This window comes from Haematomicrobium sanguinis DSM 21259, from assembly GCF_000688395.1.
GTDB classification, from domain to species: Bacteria; Actinomycetota; Actinomycetes; order Actinomycetales; family Micrococcaceae; genus Haematomicrobium; species Haematomicrobium sanguinis.
In genome coordinates, this window is sequence record NZ_JIAG01000008.1 from 91,446 (window position 1) to 116,419 (window position 24,974).

General features: G+C 63.4%; 23 protein-coding genes. 10 read left to right on the plus strand and 13 right to left on the minus strand.

All coding sequences use genetic code 11. From position 1 onward, the window contains the following. Nucleotides 1-20: 20 nt before the first annotated feature. Nucleotides 21-980 carry a cation diffusion facilitator family transporter gene (locus O148_RS15725; RefSeq protein WP_051620027.1) on the plus strand — a complete coding sequence of 320 codons (960 nt, stop codon included), beginning with the start codon at nt 21-23 and terminating at the stop codon, nt 978-980. Here the strand turns inward: O148_RS15725 and O148_RS15730 are convergent. Then, nucleotides 977-2,251 (minus strand): MFS transporter, encoded by a 1,275-nt coding sequence (locus tag O148_RS15730; protein ID WP_075204330.1) that lies wholly within the window; start codon nt 2,249-2,251, stop codon nt 977-979. The genes O148_RS15725 and O148_RS15730 overlap by 4 nt on opposite strands. A gap of 70 nt (nt 2,252-2,321) precedes the next feature. Between O148_RS15730 and O148_RS0108565 the strand changes: the two genes are divergently transcribed. Next, nucleotides 2,322-2,765 (plus strand): (deoxy)nucleoside triphosphate pyrophosphohydrolase, encoded by a 444-nt coding sequence (locus tag O148_RS0108565; protein WP_026530580.1) that lies wholly within the window; start codon nt 2,322-2,324, stop codon nt 2,763-2,765. Nucleotides 2,766-2,775: 10 nt separating this feature from the next. Here the strand turns inward: O148_RS0108565 and O148_RS0108570 are convergent, their stop codons facing one another. After that, complete coding sequence (locus tag O148_RS0108570) at nt 2,776-3,144, minus strand: bleomycin resistance protein (protein WP_026530581.1); 369 nt, start codon at nt 3,142-3,144, stop codon at nt 2,776-2,778. A 56-nt stretch (nt 3,145-3,200) separates the two neighbouring features. Between O148_RS0108570 and O148_RS0108575 the strand changes: the two genes are divergently transcribed. After that, on the plus strand, nt 3,201-3,815 hold the full coding sequence (locus tag O148_RS0108575; protein WP_075204331.1) for a pyroglutamyl-peptidase I: 615 nt from the start codon (nt 3,201-3,203) through the stop codon (nt 3,813-3,815). Between the two features lie 29 nt (nt 3,816-3,844). On the opposite strand, the gene O148_RS0108580 is transcribed toward O148_RS0108575, so the two are convergent. Next, nucleotides 3,845-4,495 (minus strand): SIMPL domain-containing protein, encoded by a 651-nt coding sequence (locus tag O148_RS0108580; RefSeq protein WP_026530583.1) that lies wholly within the window; start codon nt 4,493-4,495, stop codon nt 3,845-3,847. A gap of 137 nt (nt 4,496-4,632) precedes the next feature. On the opposite strand from O148_RS0108580, the gene O148_RS0108585 reads away from it, so the two are divergent. After that, the gene (locus O148_RS0108585) at nt 4,633-5,637 is read left to right on the plus strand and encodes a hypothetical protein (protein ID WP_026530584.1); all 1,005 of its coding nucleotides are present in this window, start codon (nt 4,633-4,635) and stop codon (nt 5,635-5,637) included. Then, the gene (locus tag O148_RS0108590; RefSeq protein WP_026530585.1) at nt 5,634-6,167 is read left to right on the plus strand and encodes a GNAT family N-acetyltransferase; all 534 of its coding nucleotides are present in this window, start codon (nt 5,634-5,636) and stop codon (nt 6,165-6,167) included. Before O148_RS0108585 ends, O148_RS0108590 begins: the two co-directional genes overlap by 4 nt. 16 nt (nt 6,168-6,183) lie before the next feature. On the opposite strand, the gene O148_RS17085 is transcribed toward O148_RS0108590, so the two are convergent. Continuing rightward, nucleotides 6,184-6,723, minus strand: a complete 540-nt coding sequence (locus O148_RS17085) for a hypothetical protein (RefSeq protein ID WP_157374589.1) — start codon at nt 6,721-6,723, stop codon at nt 6,184-6,186. Between the two features lie 332 nt (nt 6,724-7,055). Here O148_RS17085 and pheS point away from each other — a divergent pair, with 332 nt between their 5' ends. Together pheS and pheT are read left to right on the plus strand one after the other, a co-directional pair. Beyond that, nucleotides 7,056-8,096, plus strand: coding sequence for a phenylalanine--tRNA ligase subunit alpha (gene pheS / locus O148_RS0108600; RefSeq protein ID WP_026530587.1), 1,041 nt, complete (start codon nt 7,056-7,058; stop codon nt 8,094-8,096). Nucleotides 8,097-8,098: 2 nt separating this feature from the next. After that, nucleotides 8,099-10,615, plus strand: coding sequence for a phenylalanine--tRNA ligase subunit beta (gene pheT / locus O148_RS0108605; protein WP_026530588.1), 2,517 nt, complete (start codon nt 8,099-8,101; stop codon nt 10,613-10,615). A gap of 121 nt (nt 10,616-10,736) precedes the next feature. On the opposite strand, the gene O148_RS15740 is transcribed toward pheT, so the two are convergent. From O148_RS15740 to ppk2, 3 genes are all read right to left on the minus strand, one after another. Continuing rightward, nucleotides 10,737-11,195 (minus strand): endonuclease domain-containing protein, encoded by a 459-nt coding sequence (locus O148_RS15740; protein ID WP_169737521.1) that lies wholly within the window; start codon nt 11,193-11,195, stop codon nt 10,737-10,739. 566 nt (nt 11,196-11,761) lie between these two features. Next, the gene (locus O148_RS15745; RefSeq protein WP_084157223.1) at nt 11,762-13,234 is read right to left on the minus strand and encodes a sulfatase-like hydrolase/transferase; all 1,473 of its coding nucleotides are present in this window, start codon (nt 13,232-13,234) and stop codon (nt 11,762-11,764) included. 151 nt (nt 13,235-13,385) lie between these two features. Beyond that, nucleotides 13,386-14,309 (minus strand): polyphosphate kinase 2, encoded by a 924-nt coding sequence (gene ppk2, locus O148_RS15750; RefSeq protein ID WP_157374590.1) that lies wholly within the window; start codon nt 14,307-14,309, stop codon nt 13,386-13,388. Between the two features lie 43 nt (nt 14,310-14,352). On the opposite strand from ppk2, the gene O148_RS0108625 reads away from it, so the two are divergent. The 3 genes from O148_RS0108625 to O148_RS0108635 are packed head-to-tail and all read left to right on the plus strand — an operon-like array spanning nt 14,353 to nt 15,862. Further along, nucleotides 14,353-15,045 carry a 4'-phosphopantetheinyl transferase family protein gene (locus tag O148_RS0108625; RefSeq protein ID WP_026530589.1) on the plus strand — a complete coding sequence of 231 codons (693 nt, stop codon included), beginning with the start codon at nt 14,353-14,355 and terminating at the stop codon, nt 15,043-15,045. Nucleotides 15,046-15,102: 57 nt separating this feature from the next. Further along, the gene (locus O148_RS17545; protein WP_157374591.1) at nt 15,103-15,549 is read left to right on the plus strand and encodes a hypothetical protein; all 447 of its coding nucleotides are present in this window, start codon (nt 15,103-15,105) and stop codon (nt 15,547-15,549) included. Beyond that, on the plus strand, nt 15,536-15,862 hold the full coding sequence (locus O148_RS0108635) for a transcriptional regulator (RefSeq protein WP_026530591.1): 327 nt from the start codon (nt 15,536-15,538) through the stop codon (nt 15,860-15,862). The genes O148_RS17545 and O148_RS0108635 overlap by 14 nt, the downstream gene beginning before the upstream one ends. An 11-nt stretch (nt 15,863-15,873) precedes the next feature. Here O148_RS0108635 and O148_RS0108640 read toward each other — a convergent pair whose 3' ends face one another. The 6 genes from O148_RS0108640 to O148_RS0108665 all read right to left on the minus strand — a co-directional run bounded on the left by O148_RS0108640 (nt 15,874) and on the right by O148_RS0108665 (nt 24,945). After that, on the minus strand, nt 15,874-16,791 hold the full coding sequence (locus O148_RS0108640; RefSeq protein WP_026530592.1) for a sucrase ferredoxin: 918 nt from the start codon (nt 16,789-16,791) through the stop codon (nt 15,874-15,876). 66 nt (nt 16,792-16,857) lie between these two features. Continuing rightward, nucleotides 16,858-18,093, minus strand: a complete 1,236-nt coding sequence (locus tag O148_RS0108645) for a cupin domain-containing protein (protein ID WP_026530593.1) — start codon at nt 18,091-18,093, stop codon at nt 16,858-16,860. Further along, nucleotides 18,090-18,431 carry a hypothetical protein gene (locus O148_RS0108650; protein ID WP_026530594.1) on the minus strand — a complete coding sequence of 114 codons (342 nt, stop codon included), beginning with the start codon at nt 18,429-18,431 and terminating at the stop codon, nt 18,090-18,092. The genes O148_RS0108645 and O148_RS0108650 overlap by 4 nt, the downstream gene beginning before the upstream one ends. Nucleotides 18,432-18,584: 153 nt before the next feature. Next, nucleotides 18,585-20,024, minus strand: coding sequence for a M1 family metallopeptidase (locus O148_RS0108655; protein ID WP_084157225.1), 1,440 nt, complete (start codon nt 20,022-20,024; stop codon nt 18,585-18,587). Beyond that, on the minus strand, nt 20,021-23,962 hold the full coding sequence (locus O148_RS15755; RefSeq protein WP_051620030.1) for a Pls/PosA family non-ribosomal peptide synthetase: 3,942 nt from the start codon (nt 23,960-23,962) through the stop codon (nt 20,021-20,023). Before O148_RS15755 ends, O148_RS0108655 begins: the two co-directional genes overlap by 4 nt. Before the next feature lie 2 nt (nt 23,963-23,964). Then, the gene (locus O148_RS0108665; protein ID WP_026530596.1) at nt 23,965-24,945 is read right to left on the minus strand and encodes a quinone oxidoreductase family protein; all 981 of its coding nucleotides are present in this window, start codon (nt 24,943-24,945) and stop codon (nt 23,965-23,967) included. Nucleotides 24,946-24,974: the final 29 nt, after the last annotated feature.

The window sequence follows — 24,974 nt, forward strand, 5'->3', positions numbered from 1 at the left end:
CCACAGGACAGGGGAGAACCATGGCAACTCAAGGCGGTAACCGCGCCATTATCGCGGCGCTTCTGGCAAACCTGACGATCGCACTGCTGAAGTTCATCGCCTGGGGTCTCACCCGTTCCTCGGCAATGCTCGCCGAGGCGATCCACTCCGTGGCCGACTCGGGCAACCAGCTTCTCCTTCTCTTCGGGGCTCGGCAGGCTAAACGCGACGCCGATACCCGCCACCCCTTTGGCTACGGTCGCGAACGCTACCTGTATGCCTTCATGGTCGCCATCATTTTGTTTTCGCTGGGCGGCCTGTTCGCCATTTATGAGTCGATCGAGAAGTTCCGCGAACCGCATGGGATCGAGGGGCCGTGGTGGTGGGTTCCGCTCGCGGTCCTCATTGGGGCGATTATCGCCGAGAGCCGCTCATTCAGCGTCGCCATTCAGGAATCCAACCGCGTGCGCAACGGCGAATCCTGGATTAGCTTCATCCGCAACGCCAAGGCGCCGGAACTGCCGGTGATTCTCATTGAAGACTTTGGCGCACTGCTCGGCCTCGTCTTCGCGCTCTTTGGCGTGTCGCTGACCCTCATCACCGGAAACGGCGTCTTCGATGCCATCGCGACCCTCATGATCGGCATCCTGCTGGTTGTCCTCGCTGCAACGCTCGGCATTGAAATCAAGTCGCTCTTGATCGGGGAGTCCGCCTCTGCCAAGGACGTCGCAGCCATTGAAAAAGCGATTACCGCAGACGGCACGCAACTCATCCACGTCAAGACCGTGCACGTGGGCCCCGAAGAACTCCTGGTCGCCGCAAAGTTTGCGGTCAAGCCCGGCGCCTCGGGAACCGACATTGCCGAGCACATTAACGCCATTGAGACCCGTATTCGCGAAGCAGTACCCATCGCCAGAATCATTTACCTGGAACCGGATATTTACGGCGCGCAGAACCGCTCCCATGAGGGCGCCGAAATCCCAGCGCCCCAAAAGCCCTAGACGCTCGCCGCGTGCGGTGACTCCGGACCCGCCGCGTGGTCGGGATGCGCGGGCATCGGCAACCACCCGCTGATCAGCGCAATCCCGAGACCGACCAACGCCAGTGCCGCCCCCACCAGCGGCGGCGCCTGCAATCCCCACCCGGCCGCAATGACCAGACCGCCCAAATACGCACCCAAAAAGTTGCCAATGTTGAGCGCAGAGTGGTTCAGGGACGCCGCCAGCGAGGGCGCGTGCGGGGCCGCATCCAACAGGCGGCTTTGCAGCGCCGGCACCAGGGAGGAGCCGGTCGCGCCCACGATGAACACGAGCACAAAGGCGAACACCGGGATTGGTATCAGCCAGTTGTACAGGCACAGCACGACGGCCGTCGCGCCCAGAACCAGATACACGGTCCCCATAATGGACCAATCCGCGAGCCGCCCGCCAAGATAATTTCCGCACACCATGCCCAGGCCATAGAGCGCCGTAATGATGGGCAGGATGGTATCCGGGAGCTTGGTGACCTGAAGGATCGTCGGCGCGACATAGGTGTACACCGCGAAGAACCCGCCGAAACCGATCGCCCCGGTTGCCAGCGCGAGCCACACCTGAATCTTTCCCAACGCCCCCAGCTCCCGGCGAATGCTCGCCTCGGAGGGAGCAGGCTCATGTGGGACGTACAGCAGCATCATGGCCACACAGAGCGCCGAAATCACCGAGACCACTAAGAACATGGACTGCCACACCGTGTTTTGGCCGAGCCAGGTGGCCAACGGAACCCCGATCACATTTGCCACGCTCAAGCCCATCATGACCATGGAGATCGCCCACGCGCGCCGGGTCGGCGCAACCAGGGAGGCCGCCACCACGCCGGCAACCCCAAAGAACGCGCCGTGCGGCAGCCCGGACAGGAAGCGGCTCACCATGAGCAGCGCGTAACTGTCATGGACTAGAAATGACACAAAATTGGCCAGCGCATAAAACACCATGAGCCCGACGACCAGCCGTTTGCGCGGCATCTTCGCGCCCACCGCGGCAAACACCGGGGCGCCGACCACGACGCCGAGCGCATAGGCGGCAATGACGTAACCGGCATTCGCCGTCGACACGCCAAGCGCGCGCTGCATCTCATCGAGCAGACCCATAATGGCGAACTCATTGGTGCCAATGGCGAAACCGCCGATCGCAAACGCAAAGATCGCCAGTGCCACGTATTTACGGTCAAGAGTGCTCGCGGAATTTAGCAAAAGTACCTCAGCGGGTGGGGGATGGGTGGCGAAGGAGAGCATCGCCGTCGTAATTTTCCAGTGTACGGCGCGGGTGCGCAAGCCTCGCGACCCCGGTACGTAAACTGACACTGTGAACTCTGCCACGATTGCCGTTGTCGGTGCCGCGATTCTCGATTCGCTCGCGAGCCCCACCCGCCTCTTAGCGGCCCGCCGCAGCGCGCCGGAACGCTTGGCCGGGCAGTGGGAATTCCCCGGCGGCAAGGTGGAGACCGGGGAGTCAGGGCCGGAGGCATTGCGCCGCGAGTTGCGGGAGGAGCTCGGCGTAGATATTGCGCTGGGCGCCGAGGTGGTGCACCCGGACAGCGAGCTTGGCTGGCCGCTTAGCGCAACGGCAAGCATGCGGGTGTGGCTGTGCGAGATCGCCTCCGGCTCACCCGAGCCGCTCGAGGACCACGATGAGTTGCGTTGGGTGCCGCTGGAGGAATTGAAGCACGACGGCGGTGGGTTGCCTTGGATCCCCGCGGACCGTCCCATTGTGCTCGCCGTGGTGGATGCCGCGGGTGCACGCGGTTAGATATGGGGCGCTAGATGCGGTGCCCGAAGCGCAGGAGGTTGCCGTCCGGGTCCACGTGCGCGCCTTCGCGGCGACCGTAATCGGTGTCTACCGGTAGGCTGACCGGGCTCTCGTACTCAAGGTGCTCGACCACTCGGGTCCACTCCTGGGCAAGGGCATCCGCATCATCGACGAGCAGGTATGCGGAGGAGAAGTTTTCCTCCGGGTTAATGTCCGGGGCTTCCCAGAGGTGGAAGCGCGCGTTGTCCCTTTTGACGTAGGCGTAGGCTTCGTCGCCGTCGTACTTTTCGACGGTGAATCCAAGCGCGGTGTAGTGCTCAATCGCATCTTCAATATTGGAAACGGGGAACACGGGCATGATCGCATCAATCTGGGGCATACCTGAAGCCTATAAGTGCTTGGGGCAATGTGAAAGCACCACTACACTGGGGTTCCGTGATTCTTCTGAGCGGATTTGAACCTTTCGGTGCCGATTCCACCAACCCGTCCCGGGATGCGGCGCGGCTGGCGGCCCACCTGTTGCGGGCAGAGGGGCTGGACGCGCAGGCCGTGGAACTGCCGGTGGTTTTTAGCGAGGCCGGGCGAATGCTGGCGGCGGAGGTGTCCCGGCTCGCACCCGATGTGGTTATCGCTACCGGTTTGGCCGCCGGGCGGCAGGCGATGTCGATTGAGCGCGTCGCGGTGAACCTGATTGATGCGCGCATTCCGGACAATGCCGGGGCGCAACCCCTGGACGAGCCGGTGGTTGCCGGCGCAGACAATGCGTATTTTTCGACGTTGCCGGTCAAGGCCGCCGTGCTGGCGATGCGGGAGGCCGGTATCCCGGTCGAAGCGTCGATGAGCGCCGGGACCTATGTGTGTAACGCGCTCTTTTACCAGTTGCAGCACGCGCTCGCCGGGGCCTCGGTCGCGTCCGGTTTTGTGCACGTGCCGCCCGTCGCGGCGATGGAGGTGGAAACCATGGCGCGCGGGTTAGCGCTGATTGCCCGCAGTGCCCTGGAGCGGCGCGGACATGCCGACGAAAGGTTGAGCACCGGCAGCGAAGAGTGATGGACTCCGGACGCGGTGTCTCTGAGGCGTTAGCTCAGTGCAAAGGTGACCTGGATGGCCGCCGTCGTTTCGCTCTCGCCCGGGGCGAACTCGGCGGAGGCGAGCATCTTACCCATGGGGATCGGTCCGCTCGGTGCGGCATTCGTGGAAATCGCCAGCGGAGCGCCGAGGGTTTTGCCGGCGAGACCGGCGAGGTACTCGCCCTGTGCAACGGCGTTCTCCCACGCCGCCGCTTGCGCCTGCTGGTACGCGGCCGCGTCATCGTCTAGAGCATAGGACAGCGAATCCAGGCGCAAATCATTGTTGACCAGCGCGAAGACCTTTTCAATAGTGTCGCTCTGATCGGTTTTGAGGCGCACCTGAAGCTGGTGTGTGGCCAGGTAGCCGTCCACCACGTTGCCCTTGCCTTCCACCCATTGCATGTTCGCGTTGACGTTCGCGTTGGTGGTTTTGACCCGGTTGGCCGGGATGCTGAGCGTGGCGAGCTCGGAGAGGAACCGTGCGGAAATCTCGGTGGAACCCTGGTAGGCGCCCAGCGCATCGGGTGCCTTCGATTCGATCGTGAACCGCACAATAATGGCGTCCGGAACGGACGCCGCACTGCCAGCCCCCGTCACGGTGAGGGTTTCCGGGGAGGGGGCAACGCCGTCGTACTTCTCTGTGGTGGAAGAATTAGTCATTTTTTCCTCTCGGCATGGCGGGTGTTCACTGCTAGGGTCAATGGTATTGCCCCTCGGTGCGATTTGCCTGGGCAATTGCAGGACAAGCAGCGTTCCTATTCCAGTACAACCAGGTAACAGCGGATTCAGGAGGAATCATGGACGGTTGGATTTGGGCACTTCTTATTATTGTCGCGATCGTGGTCATTGGAGTGATCGTGTGGTCCCTCGCCGCTAAGAATCGGGGGGCGAATTCCTCGGATGCGTCGCGGACGGACTCGGATGGCGGTGCGCCCGTGGGCGGTGTTCCCGGTGCTGGAATTGGTGCCGTGGAAGGAACGGTGGCCGGTGTGGGTGGCGGTGCTACTGCCGCGGCCGGAGCGACTGCCGCAGGAATGGGCGCCGCAGCGGGTGGCGTGTTCGCCGCCGATGCCGCCCGCCGGAATGACGAAGTGGACGTCGAGAGCGAGTCGGTGATTGTCGAATCCGATGAACCGGCCGGTTCCCATTCGGCCGAGGATGAGTTGGAGCCGCAAGCCGTGCCCACCCGCATGGACGATTCCGCATACGACGCTCCGGCGAACGAGGCGGAGAGCGTTGGACTCGTGGAGGAATCTACGCAAACCGGGCAGAGCGAAGCCTCAACATTCAGCGTCGATCAAAGCGGTTCGGTGGATGCGGAGAGCTACGATCCTGACCGGGAGCCAGCCGAGTACGTTGGCGAGGGGTCGGCGTCGAGTGTGACCTTTGAGTCAGATTTGAGCGGTGACGAATCGGCCCCCGCGGATTCGGTGCCATTGCCGCCAACTGGATCCGCAGAATTTGCGGAACCGACCTTGGCCGAGCCGACGCTTGACGTGCCCGAGGGCACCGTTGCGTCGCCTGAACTCGGCGAAGAGGCCGCGGTCGAAACCGAGTCCAGTGTGTATGTTTCTGGTGTCGACGGCAATGTCGAGTCGGTGGATCAGGTGCTTGGCGATGTGAGTACGCCGAGCGTTGACGAGCTGATCGCCGAGGCCGAGTCGAAGGATTCTGCCGTGCGCGAGACCTTGGCGGGCGCCCAAACCGGAGAGGCTCCGGTCGAGGACCTGTCTGAGGGCGCCGATGCTGATGCTGCAGGTGGTGCTGATACGCCGAACCGAGAAGAGGAACCTCCGCGTTGATCTATCCCGAGCGCATTACGATCGATGAGTTTGAATTGATTGCAATGGGCACCGACGAGGGCCTTCTCGATGCTGAATCGCAGCTTGAGGTGGCCCTCGCTCGTACCCCGGACGTTCCGCGCTGGACGTATTATCCTGCCGATTTGACCGTGGAACGGGCCCGTGTTCGGGTAGAGCGATCCGGTGAGATGTTTCGCGAGGGGCGCTCTGTGCGTTACGGGCTATGGGTAGATGGCGTAGCGCAGGGGACCGTCGGTTTCGGTGTTGGCGGAGAGGTGGATGGTGGGTCCACGTTCTACTCGCTCCTCGAATCCGCGCGCGGACGTGGTTACGTCTCGCGAAGCGTGTTGAAATTTGCGGAGCTATTGCGGGCCGAGGGGGTCAGGGACTTCTGGCTCATGACGATTGAAGGCAACGAGGCAAGCGAAAGGATCGCGCGGCGGCTTGGCTTTGAGCCCGCAGGCGAGACCAGCGAGGAATATCAGGGCCGCACATTGCAGATCAACAAGTGGAAACTCGAGTTGTCCTAAGCTCCGCCGCGCGGATCTAGGTTTCGTCTAGGTACTCCAGCACTCTCGACGTTACGTCGTCAACGACTCCCAGTGTCTCTTTCCATTTGCCCGGAACGATGAAAGCGTGGTTAACGCCGGAAAACGCAAGAATGTCGCAGCCTGTGTCTCGCGCATCGACTTCGCTCCACGACAGATCGTCGAGTTCGGTGCCGACCAATAATTGTGGACGGTCCATTGACCGGAGTGCGCCGGAGACGGAAGTGTCTCCCCACGAGGCACTAATGAGTGGCGTTAGCCACACACCGTACATCTGTTTGGGGGCCGCCCAAGCCGCCAAAAGGGTGCTGATCGACTTGGTGATCAGGAGAAGCCTGCGCGGCTGCCCAAAATTCGCCAGGGCAAACTCCACGGCCCGCTCGGCCACGCGCTCCACGAAGTCGACGGCGTCGGCTCGCGTCTGGAGTTTCGGGAAATCCCACGACACCTCAATGATCCGCCAGCCCGAGTCGGCGAGAGCCTGCTTCAGAAACGTCATCACCGGCATCGTTGTTGGGTAGTTCTGGCCGGGAAACATGAGGCATACGCCTCCGTGCGCGGACATAGGGCGAAAAAAGCTCTCGGAGATCGTGAAGTTTTCGCTTGTTGCGTGGGACTCCATGCGCCAAGTTTAGGCGCGGCGCCGCAATTTCTGCACAACTTTGAATCTGGGCCTCGGCGTTTGCCCTAGTCAGCGGAACTCCTCTTCCACAGTTGATCCCAGATCGGGTCAAAGTTGTGCGAAAACGGTGAGTGAGATGCCCGTCCGTCACCGTTTTGGTGCCAACTGTACGAAATCCATAAACTGAAGTGGCGTCGTCGTGCATCAACGCCGCGCCGCGCACCCGCCACCCAACTATGTAGGTACTCATGTCTGAACTGAACCCCACCGACGGTGAGGCGATTGCCGCCGCCGTAGAAGAGGCGCTCGCCGCGACGGCCGCAGCCGCGAACCTGGATGAGCTCAAGGCGGTGCGGATCGCGCACACGGGGGAGAAGTCTCCGCTGGCGCTCGCGAACCGGGCGATCGGCTCGCTGGATAAGTCGCAGAAGGCCGGGGCGGGGAAGCTCGTGGGTCAGGCGCGCGGGCAAGTCAACCAGGCGATCAACCTCCGCAACGAGGTGCTGGAAGCGGAGAATGCCGAGCGCATCCTGGTCGAGGAGGCTGTCGATGTCACCGCCGCCCCGGTGCGCCATCAACTTGGCGCGCGCCACCCGCTCTCGGTGTTGCAGGAGCAGGTCAGCGATATTTTCGTCGGCATGGGCTGGGAAATCGCGGAGGGGCCCGAGCTTGAACACGAATGGTTCAACTTCGACGCGCTCAACACGAAACCGGACCACCCGGCGCGCGAACTTCAAGACACGTTCTTCATCGACCCGGTGAGCGATCACCTCGTATTGCGCACCCAGACCTCTCCGGTGCAGGTGCGCGCACTACTGGAGCGGGAACTGCCGACCTATGTGCTCGCGCCGGGCAAGGTGTACCGCACCGACGAAATCGACGCGACGCACCTGCCGGTGTTCCACCAGTTCGAGGGGCTCGCTGTGGACAAGGGGCTCTCCATGGCGGACCTGCGCGGCACCCTGGAGCACTTCGCCCGGCAAATGTTCGGCCCGGATACTCAAATCCGTCTGCGTCCGCACTTCTTCCCGTTCACCGAGCCGAGCGCCGAAATGGACGTTTGGCACCCTAATGCCAAGGGCGGCCCGCAGTGGATCGAGTGGGGCGGTTGCGGCATGGTGCACCCCAACGTGCTGCGCGCGGCTGGGATTGATCCGGACGTGTACTCCGGCTTCGCATTTGGCATGGGGGTGGAACGCACACTCATGTTCCGCAACGAGGTCCTGGACATGCGGGACATGATCGAAGGCGACGTCCGCTTCTCAACACACTTCGGGATGGAGATCTAAGAATGCGAATTCCACTGTCATGGTTGCGCGAATACGTTGACCTGCCCGAAGACGCGACCGCCGAGGGACTGCTCGCGGACTTGATCAAGGTCGGTATCGAGGAAGAGGCGATCCACCGTCCCTCCGACGAATTGCACGGGCCCATTGTGGTTGGCCAGGTGCTCTCATTGGAGAAAGAGGAAGCGTCCAACGGCAAGACCATCAACTGGACGCAGGTGCGCGTGGCGCCCGAGGGCGAGCAGGCCGCCGACGGCGGCGCGGACGTTCGCGGCATCGTCTGCGGGGCGCACAATTTCGTCGAAGGGGACAAGGTTGTCGTCACACTGCCCGGCGCGGTGCTCCCAGGCGACTTCCGCATCGCCGCCCGGAAAACCTACGGGCACGTCTCCGACGGCATGATCGCCTCGGTGCGCGAGCTCGGTATCGGCGAGGACCACGACGGCATCCTCGTACTCTCCACACTGGGCCTTGACCCGGAAGTCGGCACCGACGCGCTCGAGCTCTTGGGGCTGGGCGACGAAGCCGCCGAGGTCGAAATCACTCCCGACCGCGGCTACCAGCTCTCCCTGCGCGGCATCGCCCGCTCCTACACCCAGGTTCATGACGAGCCGTTCAACGATCCGGCCGACGCCATCGACACGCCCGCCTCTCTCACCGGCGGGTACGAGGTGCGCATCGAAGACAGCGCCCCGATCTACGGCAACCCGGGCGCGTCCCGTTTCGTCGCGCGCACGGTCCGCGGAATCGACCCCACCCGCCCGACGCCGACCTGGATGTCCGCGCGCTTGCGTCTGGCCGGAATCCGTTCCATTTCGCTACCGGTCGACATCTCCAACTACGTCATGCTGGAACTCGGCCAGCCGCTTCACTTCTACGACCTCGCGAAACTGAGCGGCCCGATCGTGGTCCGCCGCGCCACCGAGGGCGAACGCATCACCACGCTGGATGACAAGGACCGCGCGCTCTCGACCGAAGACCTGCTCATCACCGACGACTCCGGAGCCATCGGCATCGCCGGGGTCATGGGCGGGGCGAGCACCGAAGTCTCAGATACCACCACCGACGTGCTCATCGAGGCCGCGACCATCGACACCGTCTCGATTGGCCGCACGCGCCGCCGCCACAAATTGCCCTCCGAGGCGTCCAAGCGTTTCGAACGCGGCGTCGACCCGCTGATCGCGCCCGTCGCCGCCCAACGCGCCGCGAATCTGCTGGCCGAGTTGGCGGGCGGGGACATCGACCCGGCTGGAACCGACGCCGGCGAGGTCAAGGCGCCCATCGCCGTCGTGCTTCCTGAAGGCTATCCGTCCGCGACCTTTGGCGCGGAGCTAACGGTTGCGGAGGTGGAGCGCGCGCTCACCAAAATGGGGGCGACGTTCCAGAAGAACGACGGCGGATGGCTGGTTTCTCCGCCCAGCTGGCGTCCCGATGTTCTCGCCAAGGAGGACCTGGCGGAGGATATTGCGGTGCTGGTGGGGTATGACCGGATTCCCTCGCGTCTGCCGGTGCCGCCGGCCGGGCGCGGATACACGCGCGAGCAGAAGCAGCGGCGGTTGGTGTCGCAGTCCTTGGCGGATGCCGGGCTGGTCGAGGTGATTACGCTGCCGTTTGTGTCCGAGAGCGCCAATGAGGTGTTTGGGCCGGATGGGGCGGTTTCGCTGAAGCTCGCGAATCCGATCAGCGCCGAGTTCGGGTTTTTGCGCCAGTCGGTGCTGCCCGGTCTTGCCGAGGCGGCGCGGCGAAACGTGGCGCGCGGATTCAAGGATCTGGCGCTGTTTGAAAGCGGACTCGTGTTCTTGGGTACTGGGGAGGACGGGAGCGAGTTGCTGCCGCCGCTCGGTGCCAAGCCAGCCGATGAGGTTTTGGCCGAGTTGGAGGACTCGATCCCGCCGCAGCCGCGCATGGTGGGCGGGCTGCTCGCCGGACATGCCGCGGCTAGTGCGCCGGGTGTGTCCGCGCGTGAATGGGACTGGGCGGATGCGCTGGATTATGCGCGGATGGTCGGTCAGGTTCTAGGCGTGGATCTTGTGGTTTCCCAGGGGTCGCATGCGGCGTTCCATCCGGGGCGGACCGCGTCCCTGGCGCTACCCTCCGGTGCGGTGGTTGGTGTGGCCGGGGAGTTGCACCCAAACGTGGTCAAGGCCGAGGGGCTGCCGGCGCGTGCCGCCGCGTTCGAGGTGGATCTGGATGCGGTCATCGAGGCGTCGCCGGATGTGATCGTGGCGCGGTCGCTGTCCGGGTACCCGGTGGCGACGCAGGATGTGGCGTTGATCGTGGATGCGGGGTTGCCCTCGGGTAAGGTCGAGGCTACGCTGCGCGAGGGGGCGGGGGAGTTGCTGGAATCCGTGCACCTCTTTGACGACTATCGCGGCGCGGGGATTGATGAGGGGAAGAAGTCGCTGGCGTTTGGGCTCGTGTTCCGGGCGGCGGATAGGACCTTGACCGCGGATGAGGCGTCCGAAGCGCGGTCTGCGGCGGTGGCACTGGCCGGAGAGCGGCACGGGGCGGTGCAGCGGTAGCTTTCGGCATTTCAGCCCCGGTTGAAGCGCGGGGTGTGATACGCCGTTCTGCTATAACTCGCTGACTAGGCGGTTTTTCCGTCACCCGTCGGCAACGCGTGCTCAAGCGGGGCTGAAATGTTCAAGATCTGTGGGCGAGAGCTGCGCGAACCTGATTCAGCACAAGACCCGGATTGCTGAAAATGTCTGAAGCCGTGAACCGGAGGGTTGGAAAACCCTGCATCGCGGCAACATTGTTGCGGCGGCGGTCTTCGGCAAAGTTCTTCTTGTCGCGGTGAAAGTCGTAACCATCGAGTTCCACCACGAGCCGCCCCCCAACGAGCAGGTCCACGTGCCCCAACCCCTTGATCGCAAATTGCGGTTCAACGCGGTAGCCGGCCTCTACTAATAGGAGACGTGCAACAGTTTCCAGCGCCGATTGCGACCGAGGATCGATAAGCCCAACGACCTTGCGAGCACCCGCTTCCCGGGGAGATTTCAAGCAGGAATCGAGAGTTGCCAGCTGGACGTGGCCCTTGATGACCGCAGATTCGGCGATGACCAGGGCGTCTCGAGTGGGAAGGCATTTGAGCGCGTGCACAACACTGTCGAGGAGAGAAGTGATCGGGGCTGCTGGGAGGGTCTCTTTGAGCCTTTTTGAGTGGCGCTCCTGAACGAGAAAGTGTCCATAGTCTCGGTGTGCACTGTGCCCATACCATAGGTGCGCGAAGGGATCGTCAAGTGTCCAGAGGCCATAGAGCTTTGCGGCGCGGCGCTGACACACGTGAGCCTCCCTGACCACTCTGCAGCCATGATCAGCTCCGGCGGGGTATCTGCGGTGGCGATACCGAAACGGCCCAAATCGCGAAAACGTTTCGAAGCCAGGGCCTGGTCAATGCGATATCGATTCCACCCTTGATTGCGCATTTCGACGCGGCTATAAATTCCCCAAGCCCCCATCCATACAGCATTGCGAAGTTGCTATTGGAACCCAAGGGGTAACGCTGATCTGTGGATAAGCATGGACGGGTATCGGCATTTCAGCCCCGAATGGGCGTTGGGAGAACAACTGCCCGCGGTCGGCACTCACCTGACTAGGACTTTCGCGGTTGACAGTCCGCGGCGGACGCCTATTCGGGGCTGAAATGCGGAGATTCTGGCGTTGGGCTAACTTGAGGGGACCTGGTGCCCAAAGGAGGCACCGCGCAACTTATTGATCCGCACCTGAGTGTCGGCGCCGCGCTGGTGGCGCTTGAGTTTCGCGCGGTCGGGGTGATCGGTCACCGTTACGTCCACGCCCTCGATCTCGCGAACCAAGTCGATGAGTGTCGCCTTCAATTCGGCGGCCTTCTCTTCGTGGCCCGGGTTCCCGATGACGTTGGTCAGTTCATACGGGTCGGCGTAGAGGTCATAGAGCGCTTCTTCACGGTATTCGGGTCCGCCCTGCTGGTCGGCCACCACGTGGTACTTCCACCGCGAGGTGCGTACCGCGCGCCCGTACTCGGACTCGGAAATTTGGATAAGCACAGCCGCGTCTTCCGGCGGATTCAGCACGCTGGTGCGCAGAGCCTCGCCCTGCATGTGATCCGGAACCGGGATTCCCGCGGCTTCGAGCAAGGTTGGTCCCAGGCTGACGGTGCTGACCGGCGTGGACAGGTGCGCCCCGCGAACAAACCCCGGCCCTTCAAAGAGGAACGGCACACGCACCGACCCATCGTGGCATGACCGCTTGTACTCGCTATTGCGCGTCTTGAAGTGAGAGCCGTGGTCGGAGGTGTATGCGAGCACAGTCTGGTCACGAATTTCCAGACTGCGCAGCACATCGCGGACGCGCCCAACGCACTCATCCAAACGCTTGATTTGCCCGTAATATCCGGAGAGGTGCTCGCGAGAATTGCCGCCCAACTGAGCCAGGTCCGGCGGCAGCCAGGCGTCCTTGAACGCACCCTGATACACCTCGGGAGCCGGGTAATTATCGAGCTCGTTTTGCTGGTGCGGTTCCAGGAAGGAGGTAAAGAGGAAGAACGGCTTGTCCTCTTCGCCCGGCGCCGCGTTACCCGCAATAAAGCGAATCATGGCATCGGTCATGGCATCGGCGCGGTATCCGGGAAGTTCGACCGGGGCGCCGTCACCGTCATAGAGCACCGTGCGGTATTCGTCCGAGGTCCACTCCAACACATTGGAGGCCAACCAGAAGTCCCACCCTTCGCGCGCTTCGGGAGGAACCACCGCGCCTTGACCCTCCACGAGGTGCCACTTGCCGATGTACCCGGTGCGGTATCCCGCGTCCTGGAACAGCTTGCCGAGGGTCGGAATGTCCAAAGGCAAAGAAAGACCATTGGTGATCACGGTGGTTTGCGTCGGGTACATGCCGGTCAACAGCGCCGAGCGTGCCGGAGCGCACACCGGGTTGGTGGTGCATGCGGCGTCAAAACTCACGCCCGATTTCGCCATCAAGTCCAGATTCGGCGTCAAACCGCTGGGATTCCCCGCGCTTCCCAAAGAATCCCAGCGCTGTTGATCGGTGAAAAACACAATGACATTGGGGCGCGGCCCCGCGACTGCGGAGGGTCCGCCCGAAAGAGACGGGCTCGCGGACTCGGTGACAGGAGCAGGGTCAGTTGTGGGGGAGGTGCTCATGGTTTCCTTCGCGGTGGCTTCGGTGCCGAATACTTGGCAACCATGTTACCTTTTGTGCGAGTCGTGTGCGATCTTGTGCGCTTTGTGACTGGGTGCCTCCGCCCAGCTACACCGACCACGTGTGCCCCCACGCTCCGGCACCCCCAAAAGATCAGGCCTCACTCAGCGTCATCGTCGAGGACAACACCGGCGCGGCGCTCTCGCCCTTTTCAAATACTCGCGACGCCGACCCGACAATCAGCGGATCCGGCACACCGACAAGTTCGGCATCTTTGTTTTCGTAGTCAAACAGGGACAGCACGTGGCGCATCGCCCCGATGCGAGCGCGCTTCTTGTCATTGCTTTTTACCACTGTCCACGGCGCATAATCCGTATTGGTCCGCGCAAACATGGTCTCTTTAGCCAGAGTGTACGCATCCCACTTATCCAGTGACGCCAGATCCATTGGCGAGAGCTTCCACTGCCGCACCGGATCCACCTGGCGAATCGTAAGCCGGGTGCGCTGTTCCAGTTGCGACACCGAAAACCAGAACTTCACCACCGATACCCCGTCATCCACGAGCATCCGCTCAAACAAGGGCACCTGCGTCAAAAACTGCTCATACTGCGTATCGGTGCAAAACCCCATCACACGCTCCACACCGGCCCGGTTGTACCAAGAACGGTCAAAAAGCACCATCTCGCCGCCGGCCGGCAAATGCGAAACGTAGCGCTGAAAGTACCATTGCGACGACTCGCGCGGCGACGGTTTCTCCAGCGCCACCACATGCGCCCCGCGCGGGTTCAGGTGCTCGGTAAATCGCTTAATGGTCCCGCCCTTGCCGGCGGCATCGCGCCCTTCAAACACCAGTACAAGCCGCCGCCCCTCCTTCTTGATCCACTGCTGCAGCTTCAGCAATTCGATCTGGAGCAGCCGCTTTTGCGCCTCATATTCGCCCCGATCCATCCGCGCGGAATACGGAAACCCCTCCCGCCAGGTATCCACCGGCACCCGATCCGGCCCCAGCAAAATAGGGTCATCATCGTCATCATCCAGGACCGCGAAACCTTGAGAGTTCAACTGCACTGCGCTCATACTGAAAAGGCTAGGGTCGCCACGTAAACAGAGGGTGAACGTCATGATCACCGATTCCCAGGTCAGCATCGGCACATTGCCCACCAGCGCCGAGTCGCCCCCGCACGTGAGCGCGCCCGAGGCCGAATACGCCGCGCGCTTCACCAACTCAGCCGCCCGCGAACGCTTCGAACAGCGCCGGTGGCTGGTGCGCCAGATTCTTGCCACGCACCTGGACGTCGATCCAGATGACCTTACCCCCGCCTACCAGTGCCCTGAGCACGGTGAGGGCGTGCATGGGCGTCCCGGCTACCGATTGCGCGGCGAGCATATTCCGCTCGCCATTTCTGCCTCCAGTTACCAGGGCACGGTAGTGGTTCTGGTGTCCGGCGAGTTCACCAGGGTGGGCATTGACATCACAGATAAGTACGACGGCGCCTTCCGCACAGATCGCGAACCCCTACCTGATACGGCCAAGACATTTCTCAGTTTTGCCGATGCTGAATGGGTGTTGGATGCTCCCATGCAAGAGCGCAGCGAACGACTGGCCCGAGTGTGGACCATTAAGGAAGCGGTGTTGAAGGCAGAGGGGAGCGGGTTGCGGAGGGACCCGGTCAGCTTTTCCGTAGTGCAGGACGGCGAGCTTGCCGAAACGCTCAGCCAGCACGGCATTCAGGACACCTACATTGAGCGCGACACTTTTGGGCCCATTGTGACCCGCAACGGGCTCGTCATTTCGCTCGCCGCGCAGGACTGAAGTACGGTTGCGCAACCCGTGTTGCCAGTGCGGAAACTCATTGTTAGTGTTTCCCTTATGGAAACACATCACGGGGTATCACAACACGACAATGGTGCGAAGACCATGTTGGAAGTCGCGCGCAGGGCCGAGTCTGAAACTCGGAACCCCCAATTGCCGTGGACGTTTTTTGTTACCCAAGCCGTCTTGCTCGCTGCAGTATGCGTCGCCCAACTGCTCCCAGGCACAGCGGCTATCCTGGTGACAATCTTGGGGTTAATTTCGCTCATGGCAGTCGGTGCCTGGAGTGTATTTGCCAGGAAAGGCTACGGCTTTGTATGGCCAGATGGATATGCTGCCTTTCCCTTCATTTTAGCCATGCTGATCCTGGTCGGAATCCCTGCCATAGTTGCCATCGGATTACACGTGCAATGGTTGTGGCTCGTGGCAGGAGCTTTTGCTTTGATGGCAACTCTTGAAATGGGACGTCGCTACCGGAGATCTCTTAACCGTGACTCCCACTGAACTTGATCCGGTGATTCATGCACCGCACCGACTCAGAATTTGCGCGATAGCCCATTCGGCTTCTTACGTCGAATTCGGTGAACTTCAAAAACGGCTCGGTCTGTCAAAATCCGCGCTCAGTAAGCACCTCACGCAACTCGTGGAGCATGGATATATTGAGGAAGAGCGCCTCACCAGAGCAGGACGCTCCCGACTCCGGATCTCTTTGACCGAAACCGGGCGGCAAGCGTATAAGGAATACGTTTCGGCACTCGAGGCGATCATCAACGGCACCGAAGAGCAGGTCACAAGGCTCAAGATGGTAGAGCAGTAAGGACCGCTTCGCTACGCAGGATTCGAGTCGACGGAGTTGACGGTGTATACGTTCGCGACCGCGCGGTCGGAACCATGACAGGTGAGTTGGGTTGGCGCGCCGCGGCCGACGGTGATGCGAACCTCGTAACGGCGATGCGGCTCCCGGCGGCTTTCGACCTGGATATTCCATACCGCCGCGTCCCGAGCCACTGCGCCAATGGCGTAGTCGAATCGGCCGGCGGGACCTGCCGCATCCAACACCGCCGCTATCGCCACTTGTTCCACCGGGAGCAGGTCGGTGTAACCGCGCAAAAAGGTGCCGCCGATACGGTTATCGAGATGATCTGAAATCACGCCGAGAGCACTTTCAACGTCGAGATTGCCGTAGTAAACCCCGTCCGGGACAACCACAATATTGGCCGCAAACCTATCGCCGCCCACATGGGAACACTCCCAGATCAGCTCCGGCCACCGTTCGGCCAGTGTTGCGGCAACTGGTCTGCCGCGGAGAGCGCAACATAGGTCGTGTTGGCCGTGCGTGCACACCAGAACCACCGGGGGAAGCTCCGCGGGAGTTGTCGGGGATTCGCCACGCGCGTCAAGAGCGTCGCAAATACGCAAGAGGTCGGCGTCTTGGCTCCACTTGCCCCAGGTTTGCCGCAGGTCTCCGGGGGCGTCTAAGCGGAGGACCGCCCATTGTCCGCCGTGCGTGGCGGTACGCCGACCGGGGCGGCGCATGAGCAAGATGCGTGCGCCATGACGCTCGGCCGCTTCAGCGACCCCGGCACGCACCCGCCAATCGATGTCAACGCCGTCAAAGCCGTTGCGGGGCCAGCCGCCGCGGTACTCGATCAGTATCCAAACTCTCCCTCGGGGAGCCGTCCCGGCAATGGCATCGCCACGCTCGCGCGCGGCGTTCGAGCACCGAAAATCCTGGGTTGTACTCACTGGGTCGTATTCATTGGGCTGTGCTTACTGGGCAGCATTCACTGGACTGAACGCACTGGACTGTACTCACTGGGCAGTACCGTCGGTGCCAGCGAGGAGCGCGCCGGCCGCAAGGAGCCGTTCTGCCAAGTCTCGACCGAGGTCCTCCACCGTGGCAGGGGATCCGTCAAGCACCGGCCGTAGCTTTTCGAGTTCGGCGTCGCTGAAATCAAACCAGCCAAGGCGCGTGTACACACGGTTTCCGCGTACCACCGGATCCAATGCGCCTCGCCAGGACAGCAGGGTGTCGTCCGCCAAATTATTCAGTGTCTGCAACTGCCGCAAGGGGCCAAGAGGAGCGGGGCGTGCCTGAGAGCGGCGAATGCGATCCAGGGCGTCACGCGCGGAAGCATCCTGGAGAGCCTCACGTACGCGTTCCCTAATGTGTTCTAGCGTGGCCTCGTCAGGCTGACTTTCGCCCAGGGGAAGGTTTCCTCGGATGGTCGGGTCGTCCTGGAGGGAGGCCAGCGCCGCCTGGACAAGTTCTTCGGCCACGGCGTAGCCGGTCCAGTTGTGCACTCCCAGCGTGACGTGGATGGATACCTCGCCTTGCGCAGTTGCCGCATGTAGCCAGCCGCGCGGCACATAGAGCACATCGCCGGGTTCGAGAACTGCGTCAATGACCGGATCGGTTTTGGCGGCCGCGGCAACTGCCTCGCGCCGGTCCGTCCACGGTTGATCGCGGAGCGGGGAATCGAAGACCGGTTCGTGCAGTCGCCAGCGCTTGGCGCCCTCAATTTGGAGCACAAAAACGTCGTGGACGTCATAGTGATCGTCAAAGCCTTGGTTTTGCGGCGGCGTGATGTATGCGTTCGCTTGAACAGGGTTTCCAAGTTCCTCGCTCAAGGCGGAGGTGAACTGCCCCAAAGGCGCCCAGGTGCGCTGCAGCGCTTGAAGAACGAGCGTCGCTCCATCGCGAAAGTGCCGCCACAATTTGGTGTCATCCAGTTGGTCGCCAATCGTGGCACCCACCCCTGCCGGCGAGGTGAAGGAAGAGGTCGGCAGCGTTTCGCCGTCCTTGGCGACACGCAAAAACGGGGAGCGAAGTCCGCGCTCGGAAATGAGTTCGTCAACGGCCCCGGCGGAAAACAGATCGGAGAAGTCTCCCACGTTTTTGCTCAGGAGCGCGCGCTTGCCCCAATAGTCCTGGGCAAAGGTGTCCCGTGGGATGTCTATCAGGCGTGATTCCAGCACCCCGGCGCCTTGCAGTTGGGGTGCTACCGGGTCGCCGGGGTGCTGGAGATCAGTTGCGGGCGTGCTCAAGAGCGGTCGGCCTCACGGTCGGCTCCGCTGTCAGCACCGCCGTCAGCACCGCTGTCAGCGCCGCCATCGGCTCCGCCGTCGTGGACACCAGGGGTGCCGGATGCACCGCCGTCAGCCGGGCCTTCAGCGCCACCGTCAGCACCGCCGTCAGCGCCACCGTCGTGCACACCGGGGGTGCCGGATGCGCCGCCGTCGGCCGGACCTTCGGCTCCGCTGTCGGCGCCACCATCAGCGCCACCATCGGCGCCGCCGTCGTGCACACCGGGGGTGCCGGATGCGCCGCCGTCGGCCGGGCCTTCAGTTTCATTTTCATTCGGGTCGAAGTTGGATTCTGACATGATTCCTCCTTGATTTTCCTCCGAGCGCGTACCCAGAACGAACCCTAGATCCGCGTTGATCGTGGTGGGGCGAAGTGCCTCAACACCTACGCTACTTGCCCGAGGCGCGCTTGGGAACGGGGTACGTTTTGCGGCGATGAACCGCAGGGCGCCCTACTTTTGCACGGCCAAAAGCTCGCTCGGCGGCAAGTCCCGCTCGTAGAGCCAGGGGCGCAGCACGTCCATTGCCGCGCGTCCCGAGCGCACATCCTCGGAGACGTGGTTGTCAATGAGCGCGCACAAATCCTCGGTACTCACCGATTGATATTGGAACGTACGAACCCAGCTCCGCAGAACGTCGAAGAACGGCTCATCGCCCAGCCAGGAACGCAATGCCTGCACCGCGAGCGCGCCGCGCTTATAGACGCGGTCGTCAAACATGTCCGCCGGTCCCGGGTCCCCGACAATAATGTCCTGCGGCTGTTGAGAGAGAAGGTCCCACGCGCCCAAGGCGCGCTGGACCGCCGTCGTACTTCCGCTCGACTCGCTCCACAGCCACTCTGCGTAACACGCAAAGCCCTCATGGAGCCAAATATCCCGCCACGCGCCCGCGGTGACCGCGTTGCCGAACCATTGGTGGGAGAGTTCGTGCGCGATCAACCGCTGCGATTCCCAGTCCCGGCCAAGATGATTGGTGCCAAGGAGGGAAAGCGACTGCGCCTCTAACGGGATTTCGAGCGGGTCCTCGGCCACGACCACCGTATAGCGTGCAAAAGGGTAGGGCCCAAACATTTCGGTGAACGCATCCATCATGGCGCGCTGGTCGACGAGCGCCCATTCGGCCGCCGTCGCGAGCGCAGCCGGTGCGGCCACCCGGATCGGGACGTCGGTGCGATCATCGAGGGGAGTGTCGGCGTAGCGCCCGATCTGCACGGTCGCCAAGTAGGTGGCCATGGGCTCGTCCACCCGGTACACCCAGGTTTCGCCGCGCGCCACCCGGGTCCGCGAGACGAGTTCGCCGTTGGACACCGGACGGTAGTCGGCGTCGGTGGTGATGCTGATATCGAAAGTCGCTTTGTTGCTCGGATGATCGTTGCACGGAAACCAGGTGGCCGCCCCGATCGGTTGCCCCGCCACGAGCACACCGTCGGTGAGTTCCTCCCAGCCAATCGCGCCCCAGCGGGAACGGCGCGGACGCGGATTCCCGGAGTAGCGGATGTCCAGGCTGACCTGCTCCCCGGCGCCCAGCGGTTGCTTCAGGGTAATCACGAGTTTCCCCTCGCGCGTGGCAAAGCGCGCGGGGCGGCTCCCGTTGACGCTCACCTTGTCCACCCCGAGCCCCACCAAATCCAAGGTGATCACGGTGCTGTTAGCGAGCATCCGCCCCCGCAGGACCGCGCGGCCGCTCAGCCGATTGCTGGCCAGCCGGTAATCCACCTCCAGCGCGTAGTGCTCCACCAGAATGTCCGGGTTTCCGCTGCGCGGGGTGTAGGCATCGGGGAGGTACGACGACGAGTCCCCGGCTGCGGCGCTCAACGCGCCGGGCGCTGGGGTGCTGGGATGGGTTTCGTGGGGCTCGAGGGCACTGCGGCGAGGTTGCTTCTTTTTGCTCATGCGCTGGCCCTTTCACGATCGCGGCGGATATCCTCTAACGCCCCCAAGTGTTTGTGGGCGGAAGTCCATGGTCCCACGGGGTTCCCCATCCAATAGCTGTGCGCCGGCACCGATTCGCCGCGCATGACGAGCGAAGCTGGACCGATGGTGGCCGACTCTTGAAGGGTGGCCGCCGGCAAGATCACACTGTGCGGCCCCATGGTGGAACCGTCTTGCAGGGTAACCGTATCCAGGCTCATCACCCGGTCATGGAAAAGGTGCGTCTGCACCACGCACCCGCGGTTGACGGTGGAGCCGTTGCCGAGGGAGACGAGGTCCGCTTCGGGCAGCCAATAGCTCTCACACCACACGCCCTTGCCGATCTTGGCGCCGAGAGCGCGCAGCCACCACACGAGCGCCGGGGTGCCGGAGGCGGCGCGGGCAAACCATGGCGCAGACACCAGTTCCACAAACGTGTCCACGACCTCGTTGCGCCAGATGAACGAGGACCACAGCGGGTGCTCACCGGCCGTGATTTTGCCGACCAGCGCCCACTTCGCCAGGACCGAACTGAGCGCGGCGAGGGCACCGGCGGCGAGCATGATTACGCCGCCTAGCAGCGCCGCGAGAAGGTAGCCCCAGGCGTTGCCGACCAGAGACACGATCGCGTCCATGGATGCCATGACGCCGATCGCAATGACCACGGTCAGGGCCACTGGCAGGAAACGGCACACTTCCCAGAGTCCGCGCGCCACCTTGAGTTTGTTCGGCGGCTTGTAGGTGCGGCTGTCATCGGTGGCAATGGCTTGACGGCGCAGGCGCACCGGCGGGCTGCCGAGCCAGCTGGTGCCCGCCTTCGCTTTGGCCGGGGTCGCCGAGAGCACCGCAACAAGTGAATTCTTGGGGACCGATCGGCCCGCCGCGGTCATCCCGGAGTTGCCCAGGAAGGCGCGTTTGCCGACCTTTGCCGGGGCGACCTTCATCCATCCGGCGCCCAATTCATAGGAGGCGACCATGGTGTCATCGGCAAGGAATGCGCCGTCGCCGATCGTGGTCATTTTCGGGACAAGCAGGACCGTGGAGGCTTCCACGTCTTTGCCCACTTTGGCGCCCAAAATGCGCAGCCAGGTGGGTGTGAAGAGGGAGGCGTAGATCGGGAAGAGGAGGTCGCGGGCCATGTCCAAGACGCGCTCGGTGGCCCACACCTGCCAGCCGATGCGGGAGCGGACAGGGACGTGACCTTCTTTCAGACCAAGACCTAGGAGCCTCGTGGTTCCGGCAATGAGGAGCGCATTGGCGAGAAACCAGACGAGGGCGATGAGCGGGGACAGCGCCAACAGCCGCCAGATGGCGCTGTGCAGCGAATCGGTGCCGCCGAGGAAGGGGACCGCGGCGGCGCCGGCAAGGACCGCGGCGGCATAGGGTATGCACGCTAGGGCGCTGGACGAGGCGAAATAGAGGACCGGCCACAGCCAGGATTTCTTGGGACGCGAGGACGGCCACTCGGGTTTCACCCGGCCGCTGCGCTTGGCAGGGGAGCCCGAATAGTGCATACCCGGTTTCGCCGTTCCCACGAGGGCGCTCCCCGGTTCGATGTACGCGCCAGCGCCGACCTTGCTGCCAGGCAGTAGCGTGGAGCGGGCGCCGACGCTCGCACCCTTACCAACTTGGATTGGGCCAATGTGAATAAGGTCGCCGTCGATCCAGTAGCCGGAAAGGTCCACTTCGGGCTCGATCGCACAACCGGACCCCAGGCGTAGCATCCCGGTCACCGGGGGCACCGAGTGCAGGTCCACGTTTTTACCGATCTTTGCCCCGAGAGCACGTGCGTAATACGGAACGAGCGGTGCGCTGGCAAGGCTGACGGCGTTGGTCATATCGGCAATATGTTCGGCAAGCCAAAGCCGCAAGTGCACCCGGCCGGAGCGCGGGTAGCTGCCCGGTTGCACGTCCTTCAGGAGAATCTTGGCCGCAATCACGGCAATGAGCATGCGGCCGGGCGGTGAGACGAAGATCAGCCAGGAAGCGAGCACCCACCACCAAGACACCGTCGGCGCGCCGGGGACAAAACCCCAGGCCGAGAGCAGGTTGCTCGCCGCCATGGTGTAGGTGAGCCAGCGCATGCCGACCAGAATCAGCAGCGGAGCGCCAATGACGGTGCGGAAGAATTCGGACTTGGTGCTGGCCTTATTTACGGTGCGCGGTTCGGCCATGTGCGTGGTGGTGTCCGGATACTCCTGGCGGATGGCCTCGATAAGCGAGCCGACGCGGGGCCGGGAGTAGATGTCTGCCACGGTGATGTTGGGGTAGCGCTCGCGGAGCGCGGACACCAACTGGGCGGCGCTCAAGGAGCCGCCGCCGGCGGCGAAAAAGTCCGCATCCAAGCTGGTTAGGGGCGCACCCAACACCTGTGACCATCGCTCGGCGATCCACGCATCCGGCGGGTCGAGGCGCAAAGGCGAGTCATCGCCGTCGTTCATCTGTTGAAGCGGCCACGGGAGCGCCGAGCGGTCTACCTTGCCGCTGGTTTTGGTGGGTAGTGTGTCCGTGAGAGTGAGGAGCGGGATGAGCGCGGCGGGGAGCTCGCGGCTGAGCAGTTTGCGGGCGCGGGCGAGGTCGAGGTCACCGGTTTCGGGGACGAGGTAGCCGACCAGCACGTCGGAGCCGGCCGGGGTTTTCTTGACCGCGGCGGCCGCGCCGTGCACGCCGGGGAGGGATTGGAGGGCGGCGTCGACCTCGCCGAGTTCGATGCGGCGGCCGCCGAGTTTGACCTGTTCGTCCGCGCGGCCGATGAAAATCAGTCCGGCCGGATCCCAGGTGACGATGTCGCCGGAGCGGTAGGCGCGCTCCCAACCGAGGGTCGGCATCGGCGCGTACTTTTCGGCGTCCTTTGCCGGGTCGAGGTAGCGGGCGAGGCCGACGCCGCCGATAATGAGTTCGCCGTTTTCGCCCTCGGCGACCGGGATGCCTTCCTTGTCCACGACGGCGAGGTCCCAGCCGTCCAGCGGGAGACCGATTCTCACCGGGCCGTTGCCGGTCAGCGGCGCGGCGCAGGCGACAACGGTGGCTTCGGTAGGGCCGTACGTGTTCCAGACTTCGCGGTCCTCGGTGGCCAGGCGCTCGGCGAGTTCGGGTGGGCAGGCTTCGCCGCCGAAAATGAGCAGGCGCACCTGTTCTAAGGATTCGGCGGGCCAGAGCGCGGCGAGGGTCGGGACGGTGGAGACGGCGGTGATGCCGCGGCGGATAAGCCAGGGGCCAAGGTCCACGCCGGATCTGACAAGGGATCGGGGTGCGGGGACGAGGCAAGCGCCGTGCCGCCAAGCGAGCCACATCTCTTCGCAGGAGGCGTCAAAGGCGACGGAGAGCCCCGCGAGCACTCGGTCGGTGTTGGTGAGCGGGTCGTCTTGGAGGAAGATCCTGGCTTCGGCGTCCACGAAGGCAGCGGCCGAGCGGTGCGTGACGGCGACGCCCTTGGGGGTGCCGGTGGAACCGGAGGTGAAGATGACCCAGCAATCGTCCTGCGGCGTGGGTTGCCGCGGGTTCGGGTGCGGCGCCGGTGTGTTGGCGGGGTCGGTGAGGGTGATGGCGTTGCCGGTCTCGCAAATGCCGCGCGCCCCGGCTTCGGTGAAGACGAGGTCGGCGCGCTCTTGTGGGTCATCGGCGTCCACCGGGACGTAGGCGGCGCCAATGTATATGATGGCGAGGATGGTGACGTAGAGTTCGCGGGTGCCGGATTGGATGCGGACGCCGATCTTATCGCCGGCGCCGAGGCCGCGTTCGTGGAGTTCGCGGCCCTTCGCTTTGACGACGTCGATCAGCTCGCTGTAGCTGAGCGGCTGTTCCCCGTCATCAAGGGCGGGGCTATCCGGGTGCTGTTGGGCGGTTTCATGCAGGATGTCGATAAGGGTGCGCGCTTGCGGGGCGCGGGCGGCGCCGGGAAGTTGTGCGGGGTAGCTCACGCCTAGCCTTGCGGTTCGCCGGGGAGCAGGATGAGTTTGCCGGTGGTTTTGCGAGATGCGAGGTCCGCTTGGGCTTGGCCCGCGTCCTTGAGCGGATATTTTTCGCCGATTCTGACCTTCAGGGTGCCGTTTGCTGCGGCGGTGAAGACGTCGGTGGCGCGCCAACGGAGTTCTTCCGGGGTCGCAATGTAGTCCACCAGGGTGGGCCTGGTCAGGAAGAGCGAACCGTGGGAGTTGAGCTCCTGGATGTTGAAGGGCTCTACCTGACCGGAAGCGCCCCCGTACACAACCAGCATGCCGCGGCGGGAGAGCGAGTCCAGGCTGCCTTGAAACGTGGTTTTGCCGACGCCGTCATAGACGACGTTGACGCCGCGGCCGTCGGTGGCGGCGCGGGTTTTCTCGGCGAAGTCTTGGTAGTCGAAGACGTCATCGGCGCCGGCTTCGCGGCTCAGCTGTGCCTTTTCTTCGGTGGAGACGGTGGTGAACACGGTGACGCCCTTGGTCTTGAGCATTTGCGTCAAGAGCAGACCCACTCCGCCTGCCCCCGCGTGGACCAGCGCTGTTTCGCCCGGCGTCGCGGGGTAGGTTGAGTTGCACAAATAGTGGGCAGTCATGCCCTGAAGGGGGAGCGCGGCGGCGGTTTCCAGATCCAAGCTCTCGGGGACCGTAATCGCCTTGTCGGCGTCGACGAGGGCGTAGTCCGCGTAGGTCTTGGTGCCGCCCGCGGTGGCGATCCGGTCGCCGGGCGCGAAGTCTGTGACCTCGGCGCCGATCGCTTCGACGGTGCCGGCCATTTCGGCTCCTGGCGTGAACGGGAAGGGAACCGGGTAGACACCGGAGCGTTGATAGATCTCAATGAAGTTGACGCCGGTGGCCGCAATCTTGACCAGTAGCTGATGTGGGCCGGGGTTCGGGGCGGGCACTTCCTGAATTTTCAGGACGTCCGGTCCGCCGGGTTCATCGGCGACAATGGCTTGTGGCATGCAGATGCGACCTTCTTCGAGTGCGGCGT

What these genes read in the sequence shown, in the direction of transcription:
- O148_RS15725 (WP_051620027.1), top strand. Translation starts at nt 21, where the DNA reads ATGGCAACTCAAGGCGGTAACCGCGCCATTATCGCGGCGCTTCTGGCA.
- O148_RS15730 (WP_075204330.1), bottom strand. Translation starts at nt 2,251, where the DNA reads ATGCTCTCCTTCGCCACCCATCCCCCACCCGCTGAGGTACTTTTGCTA.
- O148_RS0108570 (WP_026530581.1), bottom strand. Translation starts at nt 3,144, where the DNA reads ATGCCCCAGATTGATGCGATCATGCCCGTGTTCCCCGTTTCCAATATT.
- O148_RS0108580 (WP_026530583.1), bottom strand. Translation starts at nt 4,495, where the DNA reads ATGACTAATTCTTCCACCACAGAGAAGTACGACGGCGTTGCCCCCTCC.
- O148_RS0108585 (WP_026530584.1), top strand. Translation starts at nt 4,633, where the DNA reads ATGGACGGTTGGATTTGGGCACTTCTTATTATTGTCGCGATCGTGGTC.
- O148_RS17085 (WP_157374589.1), bottom strand. Translation starts at nt 6,723, where the DNA reads ATGTTTCCCGGCCAGAACTACCCAACAACGATGCCGGTGATGACGTTT.
- pheS (WP_026530587.1), top strand. Translation starts at nt 7,056, where the DNA reads ATGTCTGAACTGAACCCCACCGACGGTGAGGCGATTGCCGCCGCCGTA.
- pheT (WP_026530588.1), top strand. Translation starts at nt 8,099, where the DNA reads ATGCGAATTCCACTGTCATGGTTGCGCGAATACGTTGACCTGCCCGAA.
- O148_RS15745 (WP_084157223.1), bottom strand. Translation starts at nt 13,234, where the DNA reads ATGAGCACCTCCCCCACAACTGACCCTGCTCCTGTCACCGAGTCCGCG.
- ppk2 (WP_157374590.1), bottom strand. Translation starts at nt 14,309, where the DNA reads ATGAGCGCAGTGCAGTTGAACTCTCAAGGTTTCGCGGTCCTGGATGAT.
- O148_RS0108625 (WP_026530589.1), top strand. Translation starts at nt 14,353, where the DNA reads ATGATCACCGATTCCCAGGTCAGCATCGGCACATTGCCCACCAGCGCC.
- O148_RS17545 (WP_157374591.1), top strand. Translation starts at nt 15,103, where the DNA reads ATGGAAACACATCACGGGGTATCACAACACGACAATGGTGCGAAGACC.
- O148_RS0108650 (WP_026530594.1), bottom strand. Translation starts at nt 18,431, where the DNA reads ATGTCAGAATCCAACTTCGACCCGAATGAAAATGAAACTGAAGGCCCG.
- O148_RS0108655 (WP_084157225.1), bottom strand. Translation starts at nt 20,024, where the DNA reads ATGAGCAAAAAGAAGCAACCTCGCCGCAGTGCCCTCGAGCCCCACGAA.
- O148_RS0108665 (WP_026530596.1), bottom strand. Translation starts at nt 24,945, where the DNA reads ATGCCACAAGCCATTGTCGCCGATGAACCCGGCGGACCGGACGTCCTG.